General features: G+C 54.1%; 16 protein-coding genes. 2 read left to right on the top strand and 14 right to left on the bottom strand.

Going from position 1 to position 16,349, the window contains the following annotated elements; all coding sequences use genetic code 11:
• Position 1: 1 nt before the first annotated feature.
• Positions 2–1,081, top strand: coding sequence for a HEAT repeat domain-containing protein (locus ACMTNU_RS04590; protein ID WP_413934034.1), 1,080 nt, complete (start codon positions 2–4; stop codon positions 1,079–1,081).
• A 361-nt stretch (positions 1,082–1,442) separates the two neighbouring features.
• Here the strand turns inward: ACMTNU_RS04590 and ACMTNU_RS04585 are convergent, their stop codons facing one another.
• From ACMTNU_RS04585 to ACMTNU_RS04565, 5 genes are all read right to left on the bottom strand, one after another.
• On the bottom strand, positions 1,443–3,278 hold the full coding sequence (locus ACMTNU_RS04585; protein ID WP_413934033.1) for a copper oxidase: 1,836 nt from the start codon (positions 3,276–3,278) through the stop codon (positions 1,443–1,445).
• Positions 3,279–3,657: 379 nt separating this feature from the next.
• Complete coding sequence (locus ACMTNU_RS04580) at positions 3,658–4,362, bottom strand: TIGR04283 family arsenosugar biosynthesis glycosyltransferase (protein WP_413934032.1); 705 nt, start codon at positions 4,360–4,362, stop codon at positions 3,658–3,660.
• A gap of 3 nt (positions 4,363–4,365) precedes the next feature.
• Positions 4,366–5,058 (bottom strand): hypothetical protein, encoded by a 693-nt coding sequence (locus tag ACMTNU_RS04575; RefSeq protein WP_413934030.1) that lies wholly within the window; start codon positions 5,056–5,058, stop codon positions 4,366–4,368.
• On the bottom strand, positions 5,042–5,878 hold the full coding sequence (locus ACMTNU_RS04570; RefSeq protein ID WP_413934029.1) for a DUF547 domain-containing protein: 837 nt from the start codon (positions 5,876–5,878) through the stop codon (positions 5,042–5,044). Before ACMTNU_RS04570 ends, ACMTNU_RS04575 begins: the two co-directional genes overlap by 17 nt.
• Positions 5,854–6,912 (bottom strand): radical SAM protein, encoded by a 1,059-nt coding sequence (locus ACMTNU_RS04565; protein WP_413934027.1) that lies wholly within the window; start codon positions 6,910–6,912, stop codon positions 5,854–5,856. Before ACMTNU_RS04565 ends, ACMTNU_RS04570 begins: the two co-directional genes overlap by 25 nt.
• Before the next feature lie 102 nt (positions 6,913–7,014).
• Here ACMTNU_RS04565 and ACMTNU_RS04560 point away from each other — a divergent pair, with 102 nt between their 5' ends.
• On the top strand, positions 7,015–7,416 hold the full coding sequence (locus ACMTNU_RS04560) for a hypothetical protein (protein WP_413934026.1): 402 nt from the start codon (positions 7,015–7,017) through the stop codon (positions 7,414–7,416).
• Positions 7,417–7,440: 24 nt separating this feature from the next.
• Here the strand turns inward: ACMTNU_RS04560 and ACMTNU_RS04555 are convergent, their stop codons facing one another.
• The 9 genes from ACMTNU_RS04555 to ACMTNU_RS04515 all read right to left on the bottom strand — a co-directional run bounded on the left by ACMTNU_RS04555 (position 7,441) and on the right by ACMTNU_RS04515 (position 16,302).
• Positions 7,441–8,205, bottom strand: coding sequence for a DUF3047 domain-containing protein (locus ACMTNU_RS04555; protein WP_413934024.1), 765 nt, complete (start codon positions 8,203–8,205; stop codon positions 7,441–7,443).
• 26 nt (positions 8,206–8,231) lie between these two features.
• A complete protein-coding gene (locus ACMTNU_RS04550) occupies positions 8,232–9,821 on the bottom strand; it encodes a mercuric reductase (protein ID WP_413934023.1) in 1,590 nt (529 codons plus the stop codon).
• A 36-nt stretch (positions 9,822–9,857) separates the two neighbouring features.
• The gene (locus tag ACMTNU_RS04545; RefSeq protein WP_413934022.1) at positions 9,858–10,595 is read right to left on the bottom strand and encodes a TVP38/TMEM64 family protein; all 738 of its coding nucleotides are present in this window, start codon (positions 10,593–10,595) and stop codon (positions 9,858–9,860) included.
• A gap of 136 nt (positions 10,596–10,731) precedes the next feature.
• The gene (locus tag ACMTNU_RS04540; RefSeq protein ID WP_413934021.1) at positions 10,732–11,058 is read right to left on the bottom strand and encodes a hypothetical protein; all 327 of its coding nucleotides are present in this window, start codon (positions 11,056–11,058) and stop codon (positions 10,732–10,734) included.
• An 11-nt stretch (positions 11,059–11,069) separates the two neighbouring features.
• Complete coding sequence (locus ACMTNU_RS04535; protein WP_413934020.1) at positions 11,070–12,095, bottom strand: DUF362 domain-containing protein; 1,026 nt, start codon at positions 12,093–12,095, stop codon at positions 11,070–11,072.
• 10 nt (positions 12,096–12,105) lie between these two features.
• Complete coding sequence (locus ACMTNU_RS04530; protein ID WP_413934018.1) at positions 12,106–13,032, bottom strand: prenyltransferase/squalene oxidase repeat-containing protein; 927 nt, start codon at positions 13,030–13,032, stop codon at positions 12,106–12,108.
• 30 nt (positions 13,033–13,062) lie between these two features.
• A complete protein-coding gene (locus ACMTNU_RS04525; RefSeq protein ID WP_413934017.1) occupies positions 13,063–14,019 on the bottom strand; it encodes a type II secretion system F family protein in 957 nt (318 codons plus the stop codon).
• A gap of 10 nt (positions 14,020–14,029) precedes the next feature.
• Complete coding sequence (locus tag ACMTNU_RS04520; RefSeq protein WP_413934016.1) at positions 14,030–14,995, bottom strand: type II secretion system F family protein; 966 nt, start codon at positions 14,993–14,995, stop codon at positions 14,030–14,032.
• Positions 14,989–16,302, bottom strand: a complete 1,314-nt coding sequence (locus ACMTNU_RS04515; protein WP_413934014.1) for a CpaF family protein — start codon at positions 16,300–16,302, stop codon at positions 14,989–14,991. The genes ACMTNU_RS04520 and ACMTNU_RS04515 overlap by 7 nt, the downstream gene beginning before the upstream one ends.
• Between the last annotated feature and the right edge of the window lie 47 nt (positions 16,303–16,349).

Below are 16,349 nucleotides of genomic sequence, written 5' to 3'. Positions count from 1 at the left end.
CGTGCATACCGACCTTCCACTCGAGCTCTGGTACGTCAGCGCGGTCGTGCTGAGCGGCATTATCGTCTTGCTCCTTGCTTCCATTCTTCTGTTCCGTCGAAACCGCCTGGCAAACCAGCACCGGCGGCAGCGCGTCATCACCATCTGGAAGCCATTGTTACAGCAGTGCGTTCAGGAGACCCTGAACTCACTCCCCTCCTTGACTCGTCGTGATCATGTGATCTTCCTCTATCTCTGGAACGAGCACTATGAGTCAGTACGAGACGCGATGATCGCCCCGCTGATTCATGTCGCCCAGCAAGTTGGAACTCCCCATCTGGCGAAAGAGCTGTTACACTCTCACCAGCTGAGTCAGCGGATCCTTGCTGTGGTCACACTGGGGCGATTACAGGATCAATCGGCCTGGTCACCGATCAGCAGCTTGGTAACCCATCATAATTCCTTCCTAGCGTTCAACGCGGCGCAGGCTCTGCTTCGTATCGATCCGAATGCGGCACTCCCCCTGCTCTTACCCGTTCTCGGTCGACGAACAGACTGGTCTCCGCTCAAAATTGTCTCGATGCTGCAGACGGCAGGACGGGACCTGGCATCTAAAGTTCTTGCACAGGCCGCCATTGACGGAGACCCGGATATCGGCCCCCGACTGATTCGCTACCTCCCGGTAACAAAAAGTCAACGCGGGCTGCCGATCCTTCGACAGTTCCTGCGTGATGCTTCGCCATCCTCGAACATGGTGGCCGCCTGCCTCTTCGTATTCGGGGAATGTCGCGATCCAGCTGACCTCCCGGTGGTCCGTCATCATCTGACTCACGAGGCCTGGTACGTTCGGGTGCAAGCAGCAACCGCGTTGGGGAAGTTGGGAACCGTTGAAGATGAAGATCGGTTGATCGGCTTGTTCAACGACAACCAGTGGTGGGTCCGCTATCGAGCGGGAGAAGCCTTGGTGAGCTTAGAGTCGATGACTGAAGAGAAACTGATGCACCTACAAGAGTCCCTGATATCTCCGGACGCGCATGAAATCCTGGCTCCGATCTTGGCCAAATTCAGGGCACGCCGCTCCCCGATTGCCCTCAGGCCGTAGCATGATTCATGACCGCTTCTCCGATACCATCCGATAGGCCACTGTGACGTTATTAGTCTCTCGCCCTTCCAGCATGAGTTTCACGTTGCGGGTTCGAAATTCCAAGGTATGCAGAAATACAAAATCTGAAACATGAAACCTGAAACCGTCAAAGGCGCCATCTCATAAGCTAGGCTGCTTTTGCTGATTAGTCCTGGTGTTCAATACGAACGACAGCACGGTGGGGAATGCAATACAACGGCCAGACAGAAACGAGAGGGATATCGGTGAACTGAACAAACTACATCCAGATCTGAAATTTCTTGTTGCGGTGAGGAAAGGAGCCCAGCCTGATCGACGCTCAGGCTGGGCTCCTACATTGTTACGGAATCGGATTCAGGTGAGAGGGAGCCAACTGATCCTTCCAGGACTGCGGAAGGTTTTGTACCCAGCCGTTGTAGACGACGGGAATAGTCAGAATCCCCTGACCGCCCATCCCACGATTACCGGTAATCGCATCATCGGTAGCAGTGGTGCCAATCGCCGTGAGCAAAATTCGCCCGGCAATTCTCGCATCTGTCAGAATGCCGTCACCATTGGGGTCTGGATCCACGACAATGAGGCTGTTTGAGAACTTGCTCGACACATAGGCATAGTAGCCGCCATTCGGATTCTCCACCGACGGTGCCTTGGCTCCATATTGCACCCCATGGCAGCCTGGATCACAGCCCAACATTCCTACAACTGTATCCGTAGTAGGATCGATGATGGTGATTGTCCCAGTGAGTGTATTCGCCGTGACCATGGACTTTCCATTCGGGCTGACTGGCGTCTGAATCGGCAAGGCGCCAACTGGACCACTGATGGCACCAGTGATGGCATTGTAGTTAGCCAGCAAATTGATCGTTCCGATCGGCAGTTGTGCCGCAGTATCGATAACAGTAATGGTGCTATCGAGCAGACTGGCCACATAGGCCTTCTTTGAATCCGGCGTCATCCCGGTCGCAATTGGGAGATTGCCGGTCTGCCGGATAGCATCGATGCGGTTATTCGCAAAGTTATATTGGGTGCTGTTTGCCGTGAAGGCATTTGGCGTCAGCATCAACTTCCCGTCATGCCCCATCCAGTGTGCATGGGGATTGCCAGCCCCGATATTGATACGGCGCTGCACCCCGTTGGCCAGGGGGGCCAGTTCCACTACCGAATCATTGTTCGGCGACCCGTTCAACGCCACATGGAGCTGATCAGTGTCAACCCTTGTCATCACGTGGGAAGGAGACTCCCCCACGGAAATATTATTCAGGAACTGCCCTGTCGTACGATTAAAGACCGTCAGCTTACTATCGAACCACTGGGTCTGATAGATCAGGTTCTGGTTTCGATCCGTCCACATGTTATGGGGATTGTTCATATTGATCTGGGGCAATGCCACCTTTCGGGTCGGCTTCCAGGTCTGGCCGCTCACCGCCGTTGCAGTGCCAGGCTTGCTCTTCCCAGCGGTTTTCTCAAATTGTGTATCAACCCAGACTTCCCCGACCGCCGCAGTCGTGGGATTGAAGAGTGCCTCTTTCGGGAGATCATTGCCATAGCGAGCGCTCAAGACTGCGTCGAGATTCGCCACGGCCCCGCCTGTGATGCGGACATCCACGCTCGGATAGGTAATGTGCCAGGGAGTAGAGGAACTATAGTCTTCCCAGTTCGCCTGATGAGTCGCAATGAAGAAGGTACGCAGTAGTCTGGTCGCGAGGTCACTGCTCGTTGGTACCGTAATGCCATTGACAAGCGTGATACTCTCGCCAAGATCCAGGCCGGGCGTTCCTGGATTGTCGACGATCACCGCACCGAACATGTACGGATGGATTTTACAGGTAAAGACGTAGAGCCCCGGAGTATGGAGCACTACTTCATCTGACCCCTTCCGTGGGGCAGTATCGAAGGGCATGTTGATGGCTCCAGTCGGGAAAATGAGACTGGTACGGGTGTGTACCGTATTGGACTTGCCCGTAAATCGTACTTCAGTTCCTGGTGTGGCTACAGCCAAGGATGCAAAGCCTGCAACCGGCCCAGCAGCATTCCGGAACCAGGCTCCCGGTTCATCAGTCAGTTCAAATTCAATACGTGGATCGCCTGCTCGAGCCTGATCCACAAGTGAACCAGTCATCATGACGATAGCGATGGCCAAACATGAACGTACAAATACCGTAACCCTTTTGCTCATTCTCTGCCTCCTTAAATTGAGTAAGCCCGTCGATATTAAGCCGAGGGAGTCTACCGAGTTCAGACCGTGAGCACAACGCGATACCGTATAAGAATTAGTTAAAATTTAACATCCTCACCCGTCCCTAAATTCCAAGTAATTGACCCATGCCATCCACACGCAGTTTGTCGCTAATTACACACAATCTAATGCAATTCCATGCATTAACACCGCCTGGCAATTGCGTCGTGCCGATCAAAACTCAGGTGTATCCAATTGGATGCTGTATCTAAAGAGATTCACACCGACATAACTATGTCGCATGGGTCGTCTCCCGGTCGCGCAAACGTTCAACCATACCGGCACTTGACCAAGTGAGATCAGGAGAGAGCGTAGACGGTTAGCGCACGTCTTGAAAAAATGTTCGAGGCAGCACCGGCAGGCGAAACTCAACGTGAAGGATAATCAGCAGCACGCGGATGAAACTGCGCCAGATCCCCATCTTGATAAACTTTCGGGCATCGGTGATGACCGGCGGAAACAATAAGTGTGGATTGGTGACCTTAATAAGCCGTTCACAGAAGGCGACGTCTTCCAGGATCGGCCGATTCGGAAATCCGCCGAGCTGTTCAAATAGGGCGAGCCGGACGAAGAGCGCCTGATCACCATAGATAATGCGGCTGCGGGTGCAGCGAAAATTGTCCAAGAACGAAATGCACTTCAGCCGCCAATCATCACCCGAGAACTGGTGCATGAACCCGCCGGCCTGAATCGATTGATTCGTCTCCATGTCATTCAATCGTTGAATCGCACCGTCCGGCAGGATTGTATCCGCATGCAGAAAGAGCAGCCATTCACCCTTCGCCTCCTTGGCCCCGGCATTCATTTGAGAAGCGCGACCCTTGGGGGCAGTGATGAGTTGAATAGTGCTAAGGACTGAGTGCTGAGTAAGGGAAATATGATCCGCGACTACAGCACGGGTTCGGTCGGTGCTGCCGCCGTCGACTAGGATCGTCTCGAATTCACCCGGCTGTGAGAACAACGCCTGGAGCGTCTTCGGCAACGCTTTTTCTTCATTGTAGGTTGGAATAATGACAGAAATCATTGATCAGCTCATCAGACATCCGGCGCTAACCCGCTGATGACTGACTGCTGACAGCTGGTTGCTCATCACACACCAGTCCGGCAAGAAGGTCCGGACATCCTGCGCCCAGGCTGTGGCATCCTCGTTAATGCTCTCAAACAGGTCACAGAGTGTGAAGACCATGGCATCAGTCAAGGTAAGGTATCGTTGCGCCCGTCGGTTGAGATCCGTCACATCGGTCTCGCCACATTCGATGGCTCGCTCAAGCTGACGGCGGCCGAATCCATGGTGCGCTTCCTCCTGGTGCAGCAGGACCAGACGGAGCCGTCCGAACGGAGCCGCCCGCTTCACTAACCCTTCCTCAATACGCGTGAGAACGGCTTCTCCTAAGCCTTCGAGGACAACTTGCTCGGCCAGGAACGTCTCCGTGAGATCCCGGCGTGCCAACGCCTCATCCAGAATCGCTCGATACTCCTCTAATGCAGGAAGAAACGGCGTATCACGCAGGTGCTTCGGGGCCAGCCAGGCAATCGCACCCTGAAACACCATGGCATGCATCGATTCTTGCTTGGCCTGATTCAGCAAAAATCGTCTTGTCGTGGAATCAGCGGACAATCCGGCTTGCGCCTTGGCGCAGTCATGGGCCAGCCGCTCACCATGCTCAAGAAACGTTAAGAGTCTCGCGATGGGGGCCTTCTCATCATGACCGACCAACATAGGTTGTCTCCCTTGGTGGAATGCCGTTCAAGCTCCAATCGTACTCGAGATACTCGATACGATAGTCCGACTGCATCAAATCCTGAACTAGTTCAGGGTCGTTCACATAGCGAGTAATGTAGGACACAACCGAGCCAGCCGCCTTCGTAAAATCATCCTCGAACCATTTAAAGATCATTGAAAGCGACGCAACTTTTTTCTTGCGGTCAAACCGGTTACGGGTTGGATCATTGATAAACTCCCTGGCCACACGATCCAGCTGTATATTGAGCTGATCCGGCTCATAGGACCACGGCTGGAGCCTAGGACAGGACGTGGACGCGCACACAATGGCAAAATGGATCAACGGTTCCTGAAACTGTGTGATCAGAACCTGCCGTTCCAGATCATAGAGATTGATCGTGCTGCCTCCGACGCCATAGTTCCTCCCGATGAAATAGCGATAGCGCCCCACAAGGCTCGTCGGCGAAAAGCGATCCAGGATACCCTTGACGGCGAAGGCGTTATAGGCATTGATCCAAAAGGCCAGCCGTTCATGGCGCGTGGCCAGCGCATTGGGATCCATCCTATCCAACTGTGCAAGATAGGCCGGGAAACGATCATCCGTTTGAACGGCCGGGTAATCGACGAGGCCGTCTTTGACATGCGACGAAAACACCTGCCTAAGCAGTCGATGTGAGAATTCATCGGGACGAAGCGGGTCCTTGGGACTAAATGACGTCGGGATTGCGGAACAGGCCGTGAGCATCATCGACACCCAGATGACCATCCACATCAGCAACTGTCCCTTCTTTGTCACCATGACACTGGTGTCTGCCATGCCGCGATCGGATGCCTAAGCACCGACCCGATCACCCGCCCGTCTACCCGATTACATGACGAATGATCGGAACAGAGCTGAATAGACTGTCGATCGAACTTTGATACGATTTCACGGAACGACGACTCAAGCAGATTGCCAACAGGAGGAAGCGAGAGGCAGGGCGAGACATTTCCCGAGGCATCGATCGCGATGCTATACCTTCCTGCATCACAGGGCGCGAGTCTCCCTCCGCCAAGCCATGTGACATTGTCCTTTGCATACTGTCGAAGGTAGCCTGGAGGGAGCAGATCTTGTTTGAGCAACTGTTCAAACACCACTCGGGCCTGTTGACGGTCATACATCAAGGTCGCATCCAGCTTGCCGTATAATCCCACGTCCCAATGGTACGCGCCTACGACCGGCAGAAAGCCACGTTGCCTCGCAAATGCCACCACCTCCGTCACTTCATCGCGATTAAGATCACTAACGATGCAGGTCAGGAACTTCGGACGGCGATAGTGCTGGAGAAGATCAAGACCTGCGAGGACGGCATCGAGCTGATCCGCGCCGCGTATCCGTTCATATGTGGTGGGATCCAACGTATCGAGACTGATCGAGAGGGAGATCTCAAGATCGTCGAATTGCTTCACAAGCGGCAGGGTTAATTTGGTTCCATTCGTGATCACCGTCAGGTGAAACCCGATTTCATGCAAATCCTCGAGAATTGCTGTGAGGTCTCGACGGAGTAGGGGCTCCCCGCCTTGTACAAATACCACCCGCAGTCCGTCGTGATAAAGCTTGGCGAAGACCTCTCGGATTTCCTCACGCGACATTTCGTAGCGACCGACATTCAACGGCAGGCTGCAATACCCGCAAGAAGAATTACAGCGCAGATTCACCTGAAACACGGCCAACAGCGGACGACGCAAGGCGAGATTCTTCAACCCACCCCAGATCGATCGTGCAAGACTTGGTCGCCTCGGTTGCTCCGACACCGATCCCGTGCCTTGCTCCACCAAACTCGATTGTGAACGTTCAATCTGTATCAACATGAGGGAGTGATCCGACACAGCGATTTCAATTTTCTCTCGACATGTATTTCCGTTGTTGCACAATGACCCTATCTATACACGCTGTCGACGAGGAGGCATCTGATGCACACAGCTTACAAAGGAATCCTTTCTGCTCCCCTATTGAGTCTGATCATCCTTTCGATGATAGCCCCATCCGTCACCGTCGCAGGCCCGCAGGACAAGAAGCACGCGGTGACTCCACCGTCTGGATCGACTGCCTCAGAACCAGATGACTCCGTGACGAATGCCTATACCTTCTCACGTCCCAGTCAGTCGACTCCTCGTCCTGGTCCAGCATGGAAAACCATCGGGGGCACCGTCACACGCATCAAGGGTGACGTCTATACGGTGGAAGATTATGATGGAAACCAGGTTCACCTCTTCGTTAATCGAGACACCAAACATCTCCGAGGCCAGAAGAAAGTCGGCGACCGGGTACGCGTTGAAATCACCAGGGACGGCTTCGCCAACTCCATTCAATAGGCTGGGATGCCTGGATGGCGCTGATTATCTGGCTGAGCGCTTCATCGGATCATCGGAGGTCTTCATGAACTCGATATCACCGTAATAAGCCACCGCTCGTTCTTTGGTATTATCGGTATCAGTCATGATAGCGATGCCGTTGATCATGGGCGGCTCTTCTCCGAAGGCCTTCTTGTAATCCTCGTAGATGTTGCGGGACTCCTCGATCCAGGCGCCGAGCTGTTTCGGCCCACTCTCAGCCACCACCATCTTGACGAAATCCGTGTAGGCATTATCGATAATCGCCCCAACCGGAGCCTTGGTTTCCCACACATAGCTGATGGCTCCGATCGGAATATCTCCAAACAGAGCCTGGCCAGCCTTGTACTTGAGCTTCTTGCCAAAACTCACCTTCTCAGGGTCATATTCGAACGTGATGTAGAGTCTGGCCGGATAATCATCACCGTCTTTTCTTGTGGCATCGCTCTTCTGAAGCAGATTCTCGACCTTCCACCGCCATCGGACGATTGAAAATTCCTTCGGATCGATCCTGACCTCTTTGGTCAATCCAGATGCCGAGGAATCACTCACAGCTTTAACCACGACTTGCGTCCCGTCTTTCACGAGTTCATAGGTTGTCAGCTTCGGGATCTTCTTGAACGTCAGCGGTTTCCACCCGTCCGGCAGACTTGCCCCCGGTTCATTTGCAGAAAACTTCCCCACCGCAAGCACGGGTGTATTCTGCGCCCCAAGCCATCCCGGGGTCATGAATACCCATAGAGTCACACATGCACCCATGAGGGCCATCATCACGCATTCCCTCCGGACTCCATCCATTATCCCCTTCTCATCCAGGCAAATAGCTTGGTCAGGATATTCTTGGTGCCCCGTGAGAAATGCGCTTTTCTCCAGAGATTGATCACTTTCTTGTTCACTTCAGCTTGAGTGGGATAGGGATGGATAGTCCCAGCGATCGTTTTGGCGCCCGCACCCGCTTTCATGGCGACGGAGAATTCACTGATGAGATCGCCGGCATGAGCACCCACAATGGTGGCACCAAGGATTTGGTCGGTCCCTTTTCGAATGTGTACGCGAGCAAACCCTTCCTCCTCCCCATCCAAGATCGCCCGATCCACCTCGTCGAGTTTGTACGTATAGGTTTCGACCTCGATGCCCTTCTGTTTAGCATCGTGCTCATACATCCCGACGTGGGCGATTTCCGGCTCCGTGAAGGTACACCAGGGCATGGTCAATGCCTCCACATCGGCATAGCCTACACCCAGAGGATGCGGGAATAGGGCGTTCTGAATGACGACCTGCGCCATGGCATCAGCCGCATGGGTAAACTTATAGCGAGAGCAGACATCACCGGCTGCAAAAATCTTGGGATTGGTCGTTTGCAGCCGACGATTCACCACGATTCCATTCCGATCGTATTCGACTCCAGCCGCTTCCAAACCAATCCGCTCCACATTCGGGGTCCGCCCGACACCGAGCAGAATCTCGTCGACAACGACCGCATGCTGTTGAGCATGCGACTCAACGATCAGCCGCTTCCCCTCTTCCACCTTCTCGACTTGCAGATCTTTCCCACAGCAGAGGAGCGTGACTCCATCACGAAGCATCTGTTGTTCGACAATCTCCGCAGCATCTCGGTCCTCGTTGGGCATGATACCGTGCCCCGTTTCGATCACATAGACCTGGCTTCCAAACCGTGCGAAGGCCTGCGCCAGCTCGCATCCGATCGGCCCGGCCCCAATAACTCCCAGGCGCTGCGGGAACTGCGTGAGAGCAAAGACACTCTCATTCGTCAAATAGTCGACTCCTTGCAAGCCAGGCGTGGTCGGAATCGTCGCCCTGGCCCCCGTACAGACCGCAGCTCTTGCAAAAGTGAGCACCCGGTCGCCAGCTGAACCCTCCACTTGGATCGTATCAAAACCAAGGAAACGTCCGCTGCCGATGTACACATCGACTCCAAGATTTGTGTAGCGGCGAGCCGAATCGTTCTGACTGATGCGAGCCCGCAGCTTCCGCATGCGCGCCATCACGGTCCCGAAGTCATACTTCACACCGGGAGGAATATCGAGGCCAAACTCCGTCGCCCTTTTCAGATCCGCCCAGGCCCTGGCGGCGCGAATGATGGCTTTTGATGGCACACAGCCGACATTCAGACAATCGCCGCCCATCAGATGTTTTTCGATCAATGCTACTTTCGCACCGAGACTTGCCGCCACAACGGCGGTGATCAGCCCGGCAGTTCCTGCCCCAACCACCACAATGTTGTACCGTCCCGCCGGATCGGGGTTGACCCAATCAGCCGGATGCACATTGCTGACGAGCTGTCGATTGGGCTCGTCGTCTGGGAGAATCAACGGCTGGCTGTGCTCACTCATTTCGGATATCCCGGGTAAAGACTGAGGCTTCATAGCATGGCATCCTTGCTTGAATCGAGAAGCTCATCATCATACAGACTTTCCAGAGAACCGCTTATACACAACCGGGACCAGTGCCAGCAGCCCTAACAGCACAAAGGCGCCGATGACATTGGGAGACGCGATTTCCTTCAATGAATTGATCGTCCCTAGTTGACGCCCCGCGTACGAATACACAAACGACCCGGGAATGATGCCGATCGCCGTCGCGAGCATGTACGTTCCGACATTGACACGTGTGAGACCTGAAACCAGATTGACGACAAAGAAGGGAAAGAGCGGAATCAACCGTAGCGTCAAGAGATAACTGAAGGCATTCTTCGCAAACCCCTCTTGAAAGGGCCCCAGCCACTTCCCGAACTTCTGCTCGACTGTGTCTCGCAACAAGTACCGCCCGGTAAGAAAGGCGAGGGTCGCTCCGGTCGTCGCACCGATATTGATGAACAGCGTCGCCAAGATCCCGCCGAACAAGAAGCCACCGGCCAGCGTCAGAATTACGGCACCCGGCAGTGACAGGCCGGCCACTAATACATAGGTCAGGATAAAGAGGCCGACTGCGGCCCCAAAGTTGGTATCCACAAAGGCAAGCAAGCTGTCCCGATTTTCTTTCAATGCCGTGAGAGACAAGAATCGTCCAAGATCCAAATAGAAGAACGCGCCGATCGCAAGCGCCATCACAACGGCGATGAGAGCCTTACCGATATATGGATTGCCGGTTCCGGCCTGATTGGAAACCCGTGTCGTCATAATCGCATCCTGGCGTATCATGGGACCTCCTCCGCTGCCTGTCAATGTGGCTTTGTATTGACTTGGTCATGGGAAGGACGATTTTCTTACAACGACCGGGAGGATAAAAGGATGGTAGCGGAGACAGACACAGTGACAAATAAGGAATGAAATGCGGCTACCGCGATGTCTGGCAATACTGCTCGAGCTGTTGAGCGAACACGAGGAATTGATCCCCGCCCTGCCGACGATACTCTTCTTTCGGCACCCGCTCTTCTCGTTCCCGCCGCACCTGTTCACAGGCATTCTGCTCCGCACGATTGATCTGCGGCTGTAGTCGAGCCTGTTCTTCCAACGGACGACCAGCCAGGCTTTCCTGCATCTGCTTCAATGCCAAATAATGATCGTAGAGCCTGGGTCCCTGCTGCGGGGATGGCATTTCTGCCTCTGCGGCATAGAGAGCGACCGGACACAGCAAGACGGCAAGTACGACGAGTCTATGCATGGTACTCCTCATCACTTCAGCCGAATCCCCTGTTGAGCCGGTATCGTATCGATCAACTTAAAATCTGTCTGCACGGACACAATGGTTTCTCCGCGCTGTTCAATCGATTTCTCGCCGATGGGCCCCAGCCAATTGTCGGCTTGCTCCAAATAGGACACTTTATAGGGGTCAATCCCCATAATCCGGCAACAAGTCGCATCCACGGCAGGAAGGTTACGGCCCATCACCAGAACACCAACCTGTTTGGGATCCCCCATGATCGGCCCGTCTCCCTCCATCCCGATAACTCCATCGATAATCGCAAAGTGAGGCTTCAATGTAGCGTTGATGTCAAGAATTGAGTTTTGGATACCGGCTTTATGCAGCACGTTCTTCGGCCAGCCATAATATCTCCCTGGCATGACACCGAAGAGATTTTTCATCGAGAGCGTTGCACCGGTCCAATGATGGGTTTTCATTTTTGCCATCGATACGATCCAATCGACCTCTTGGAACAGCGCGGGAAAGGTCAGGGTCTTCATGGTGGTCTTCGCACCGAGATTCGGTAATTCATACCCAGTGATGTAGTTGAGATCATGGAACTTGATTCGGTCTTCGGTCAGGACGTCGGCAAGACCGGACTCTTCGTACACAGCCAACGTGTCTCGCCGGTGGCCTGGTCCCTCCGCCACCATCACCGCAGCCGCGCCTAAACGAAGAAATGCCTCAATGGCTCCACGTAGGACAAGCGGGTGTGTATTGATATGCGGTGCCTCTGAAGCTGTCTCAACCAGGTTCGGCTTGAGCAGAATGCGCTTCCCTTGAATTTCCGTTTTGCCAACCCCCAGTTCCAACATTCCGAGAGAAAGAATGCCTGCGATATCGAGCTGATAGTGGTCCACCTTCGCTACAAAGGTCTGAGCCTGTTGAGGCAAACGAAAATACCGTTTCGGAACCACCAATAGTCCCGTTCCAATGATAAGACCCGCCGCCGCAGCCCGCAAGACATCACGGCGAGTCAGGCCTCCATTCGTTCCCTGATCTGTTTGAGTCTCCACAAGGCTCCTACTATTGAGTGAGAGCTGCAGGACGTCCTTGATACATAGAAGCTGATATCAGCGGGACTTGGCCGCCCATTTCCGACGCAAGTGCACCAAGTACGAGCAGGCAAAGTGCCGATGTCTCGTACTCCCCATACCGTTCCTGATTTGCCAGACATCGCTCAACCAGAGCCGCAACGTTGGCTGGTGATTCATTCCAAGCAGCCAGTCCGAGCAGGCTCCATCCCAGCGAAATCGGTGTCCGCAAGCTGGTCACTTTATGTTGAAGATAAGTCAGGCTCTCACGAACAGCGTCACGCTCGACCAGGCCAGTCAAACCAGTCAAAGCTGCACCGGTACTTTCTGGCATGGGGTGGAGTTCCCGCCCAAATACATGCGTATTTCCATAGTTCCAGCCGCCATGGGGCAATTGACGATCAAGTACCATGCGAACAGCTTCCTTCGCACGATCATGATGCCCATGTCCCGTTGTTTTGAGCGCCATAATGCCAATCGCCGTCGGTTCGACCCAGGAATGGGTGTCACCTACCCAAGGCCAACCTTTAATCAAGGTATCGTGTGCCGAAGGTACATCGGATGTTCTTGGAAAGTGGAAGCCCGTCGTCTCAAGCAGGAAGCGGACTGCTCGTTGCTGTGCCTCACGGCAGGGCTCCGAATCCTGCCAGGCTAAAACGGCCAAAGGAGTTGGCCAATACGAAGCGGGGTGGGTTCTATCTACACAAAGTCGGCCATCTGGGAGCTGCTCACGCATCAACAAGTGTCGCGATTGATCGAGCAGCTCAGCGGACCCGCCACACGCAGCAAGGGCCAGGATACCCCATGCGGTCGAGTCCGTCTGGAACTGCCCTCCAGTCGTTCCAGAAAAGCTTCCATCGGGCAGAGCGTGGCGTAACAAAGCCTCACTGCCGATCGTTCGCAGGGATAAAGACCTCACTTTTGCCTTCCTCTGATGGACTGAAACAAACTACTGTCCAGTCATCGCTGGCAACAGTGCCTTTGCTATCTTAATACAGGCCGGCCCGACCGTCACAATAAGTATGCTTGGGAAAATAAAGAACATGAGAGGGAATAAGAGCTTCACGGGCAACTTCGCCGCCAGCTCTTCTGCCTTAAGACGGCGCGCCGATCTCATGGAGTCCGAATGGACTCGGAGAGCCTGGCCGATGCTGGTCCCGAACCGATCCGTCTGTACCAGAAGGGCGACTAGATTCCTGACTTCCTCAAGGTCGGTGCGATGGGCAAGATTCCGCAGCGCTACCTGGCGCTGAACCCCGGTTCTCAGCTCTTGGGACAGGATGTTTAATTCGTCTCCAAGAGCAGGATGCGCCTGATTGACCTCCTGCCCTACGCGCCCGATCGCTTGATCTAACCCCAATCCTGCTTCAACACAGACCACCATAAGATCCAGCGCATCAGGAATGGCTCGCTGCAACGCATCTTGTCGACCAGCGATCTTGTGCTTCAGCCAAACTGAGGGAGCGTAATATCCACATGCTGCAAGGCAGACATAATAGAAGAGCATCGTGGTGGTACTAGGGAAACCAAGACTCTTGACTGGAACCATCGCGAAGAGAGCAACCATCGTTACCGCTAGAAGCAGCTTCGACCCCACAAAAAAGACCGGAGCCTTTCTGCTCCGATAGCCAGCAGTGACCAAGAGATGACGTGTGGCTTTGGCTTCTTCTGCATCGGAAGGCTGATTCCACTTAGCGAACCACTCAAGCACAGCCTGCAGTTGTGCCTGAGCAACATCAAGGATGTTCCCAGATGGTGTTTCCTCTACAACACTTTCCGGATGCCCCTCAGCCCGACGACGCCAGACCTCCACCATCTCACGGCGATCCAGATACACATACAATGCTGTTCCCAATAGCATCACCGCCAGAAACGTCACGAATGCTGCAACGAGAGGAAGTTCCATGCGTCGCTCCTTAGACCTTGATGATCACCATACGTTTCATCATCATCGCCCCAACCACCATCATGAGGCTCCCGACAGTTGCCAGAATTCGACCCGTGGGATCAGCAAATAGCAACCCCATATAGTCCGGATTCATCTTGAACAGCAGTGCCCCAACCACAATTGGGAGTCCCAAAAGGATAACTGCAGATATCCGTCCCTCCGCAGAAAGCGCCTTAACTCGTAGTTGCAATTCAAACCGCTGCCGGATCAATGCGCTTAACGAATCAAGGATCTCTGCCAAATTTCCTCCTGTCTCGCGCTGAACCAGCACCGAGGTCATGAAAAACCGTAGATCAACACTGTCCACTCGGTTGGTCATATTATTGAATGCTTGCGGAAGCGACACGCCCATTGACACCTCATCGAATAGCCTCCTAAACTCCTTCCCGATTGGATCTGTCGCCTCTTCTCCGACCAGTTTGAGCCCGGACAAAAAAGCATGACCAGCCCGCAACGATCGAGAAATGAGTTCCAACGCCTCCGGAAACTGTCGTTCGAACATTGCAATGCGCTGGTTCTTGCGCCACAGGAGATAGGTGTACGGGATAGCCCCCAACAAGCCTGCGAACAGGAACGCGAGCACGATGGTTTGCTGCATGGATAAGGCCAGCACAAATCCGCTCAACGCGAGCCCGACAGCAGCCAGCACAAACACCCCCAGTGGGGTCCGACAGTCTGCCTGCCGGTGAAGCGTTCTCAAGACCTGCAGCTTCTTGGCACGCCTGAGTAGGTCATTCAACCAAGGGATCTCGCTCAGCGAGTCTTGGCGCATGATTTCCAATTGCTCGGTCTCGCTCGGCAACGACCAGTTCTGAACCCGCTCGACCGCCCGGTCCACCCCGCGCGGTGCTATGACGCGATAGGCCGTGGTGCAGGCATACATGAAGAGGAGGATCGTGCCGAAAATCCCGAGGCTAATCAGTGCGGTTAACATTCGTACACCTTCATCGGATCGAAAATGGTCGGTGGAAGAACAAGTCCTTTTGCAGCCAACCGTTCCGCAAACTTCGGTCTGACGCCAGTCGCTTTAAAACGCCCTTTGACTGTCCGGTTCTCATCCAAGCCGGTTTGCTGATAGACAAACAGCTCTTGGAGTGTAATGAGATCACCCTCCATCCCGACAACTTCCTGCACGCTGATGACCTTTCTTGTGCCGTCCGATAAGCGGGCAATCTGGATGATCACATCCAACGCTGACGAAATATAATGCCGCATCGCCTTGGGGGCGAGGTTGAATCCGGCCATCGAGACCAATGTTTCAATTCTGGTCAAAGCATCCCGGCAGGAGTTGGCATGGACGGTCGTCAGTGAGCCATCATGACCTGTGTTCATCGCTTGCAACATGTCCAAACTCTCAGCACCACGGACTTCTCCGACGATGATCCGGTCGGGGCGCATACGAAGGGCGTTTTTCACCAGTTCACGTTGTGCTATCTCGCCTTTCCCTTCGATGTTGGCCAGTCGAGTTTCCAGACGGACGACATGTTCCTGACGGAGCTGCAATTCGGCGGCATCTTCGATCGTCACGATCCGCTCATTATTAGGAATGAATCCGGACAGGATGTTCAACATCGTAGTCTTTCCAGTCCCGGTTCCACCAGAAATCAACACATTGAGTCTGGCTTGAACGATTGCTTTCATCAGTTCGCCGATCTCCGGTGTCAGCGATCGTTTCTCAATCAAGTGGTGCAGCTGCAGCGGATCCTTGCTGAATTTCCTAATCGAGAGCGATGGGCCATCGATGGCCAGCGGCGGAATAATTGCGTTCACACGGGACCCGTCCGCGAGCCGAGCATCAACCATCGGCACAGACTCATCAATCCGACGACCAATACGAGAAACGATTTTTTCGATGATCTTCTTCAGATGCGCGTCGTCTTTAAACCGAACCGGCGTGATTTCGAGACGGCCAAATCGTTCGACAAAGACCTGCTTCGGTCCATTGACCAGAATATCGTTGATGGTTGCATCCGCCAGCAGCGGTTCCAATGGCCCCAACCCCAACACTTCATGCAGCACGTCCTGCGTAATCTGTGCCCGTTCCCGCTGATTCAGTAGGACCGACTCCTGTTGAAGGAGTTGCTCAATCAACTTGGCCAACTGATCAGTGACACTCTCCTGAGACATCTTCCCGATGGCAGTCATATCGAGCAGGTCGATCACGCGCTGATGGAGACGGTCTTTCAACTCCTGATACTGAGTGTCCTGGTTAGTTCCGTTCATTGGCTTCGTCGCTAACATGATCCCTCCCAATTTCTGCCCATTTGCGCCTGGTATCCGCTGACTCA

Source organism: Nitrospira sp. BLG_1, from assembly GCF_047338595.1.
In the GTDB taxonomy this organism is placed as follows: domain Bacteria; phylum Nitrospirota; class Nitrospiria; order Nitrospirales; family Nitrospiraceae; genus Nitrospira_D.
Note: the sequence above shows the minus strand (reverse complement) of the source record. Positions and strands in the feature narration are given on the sequence as shown.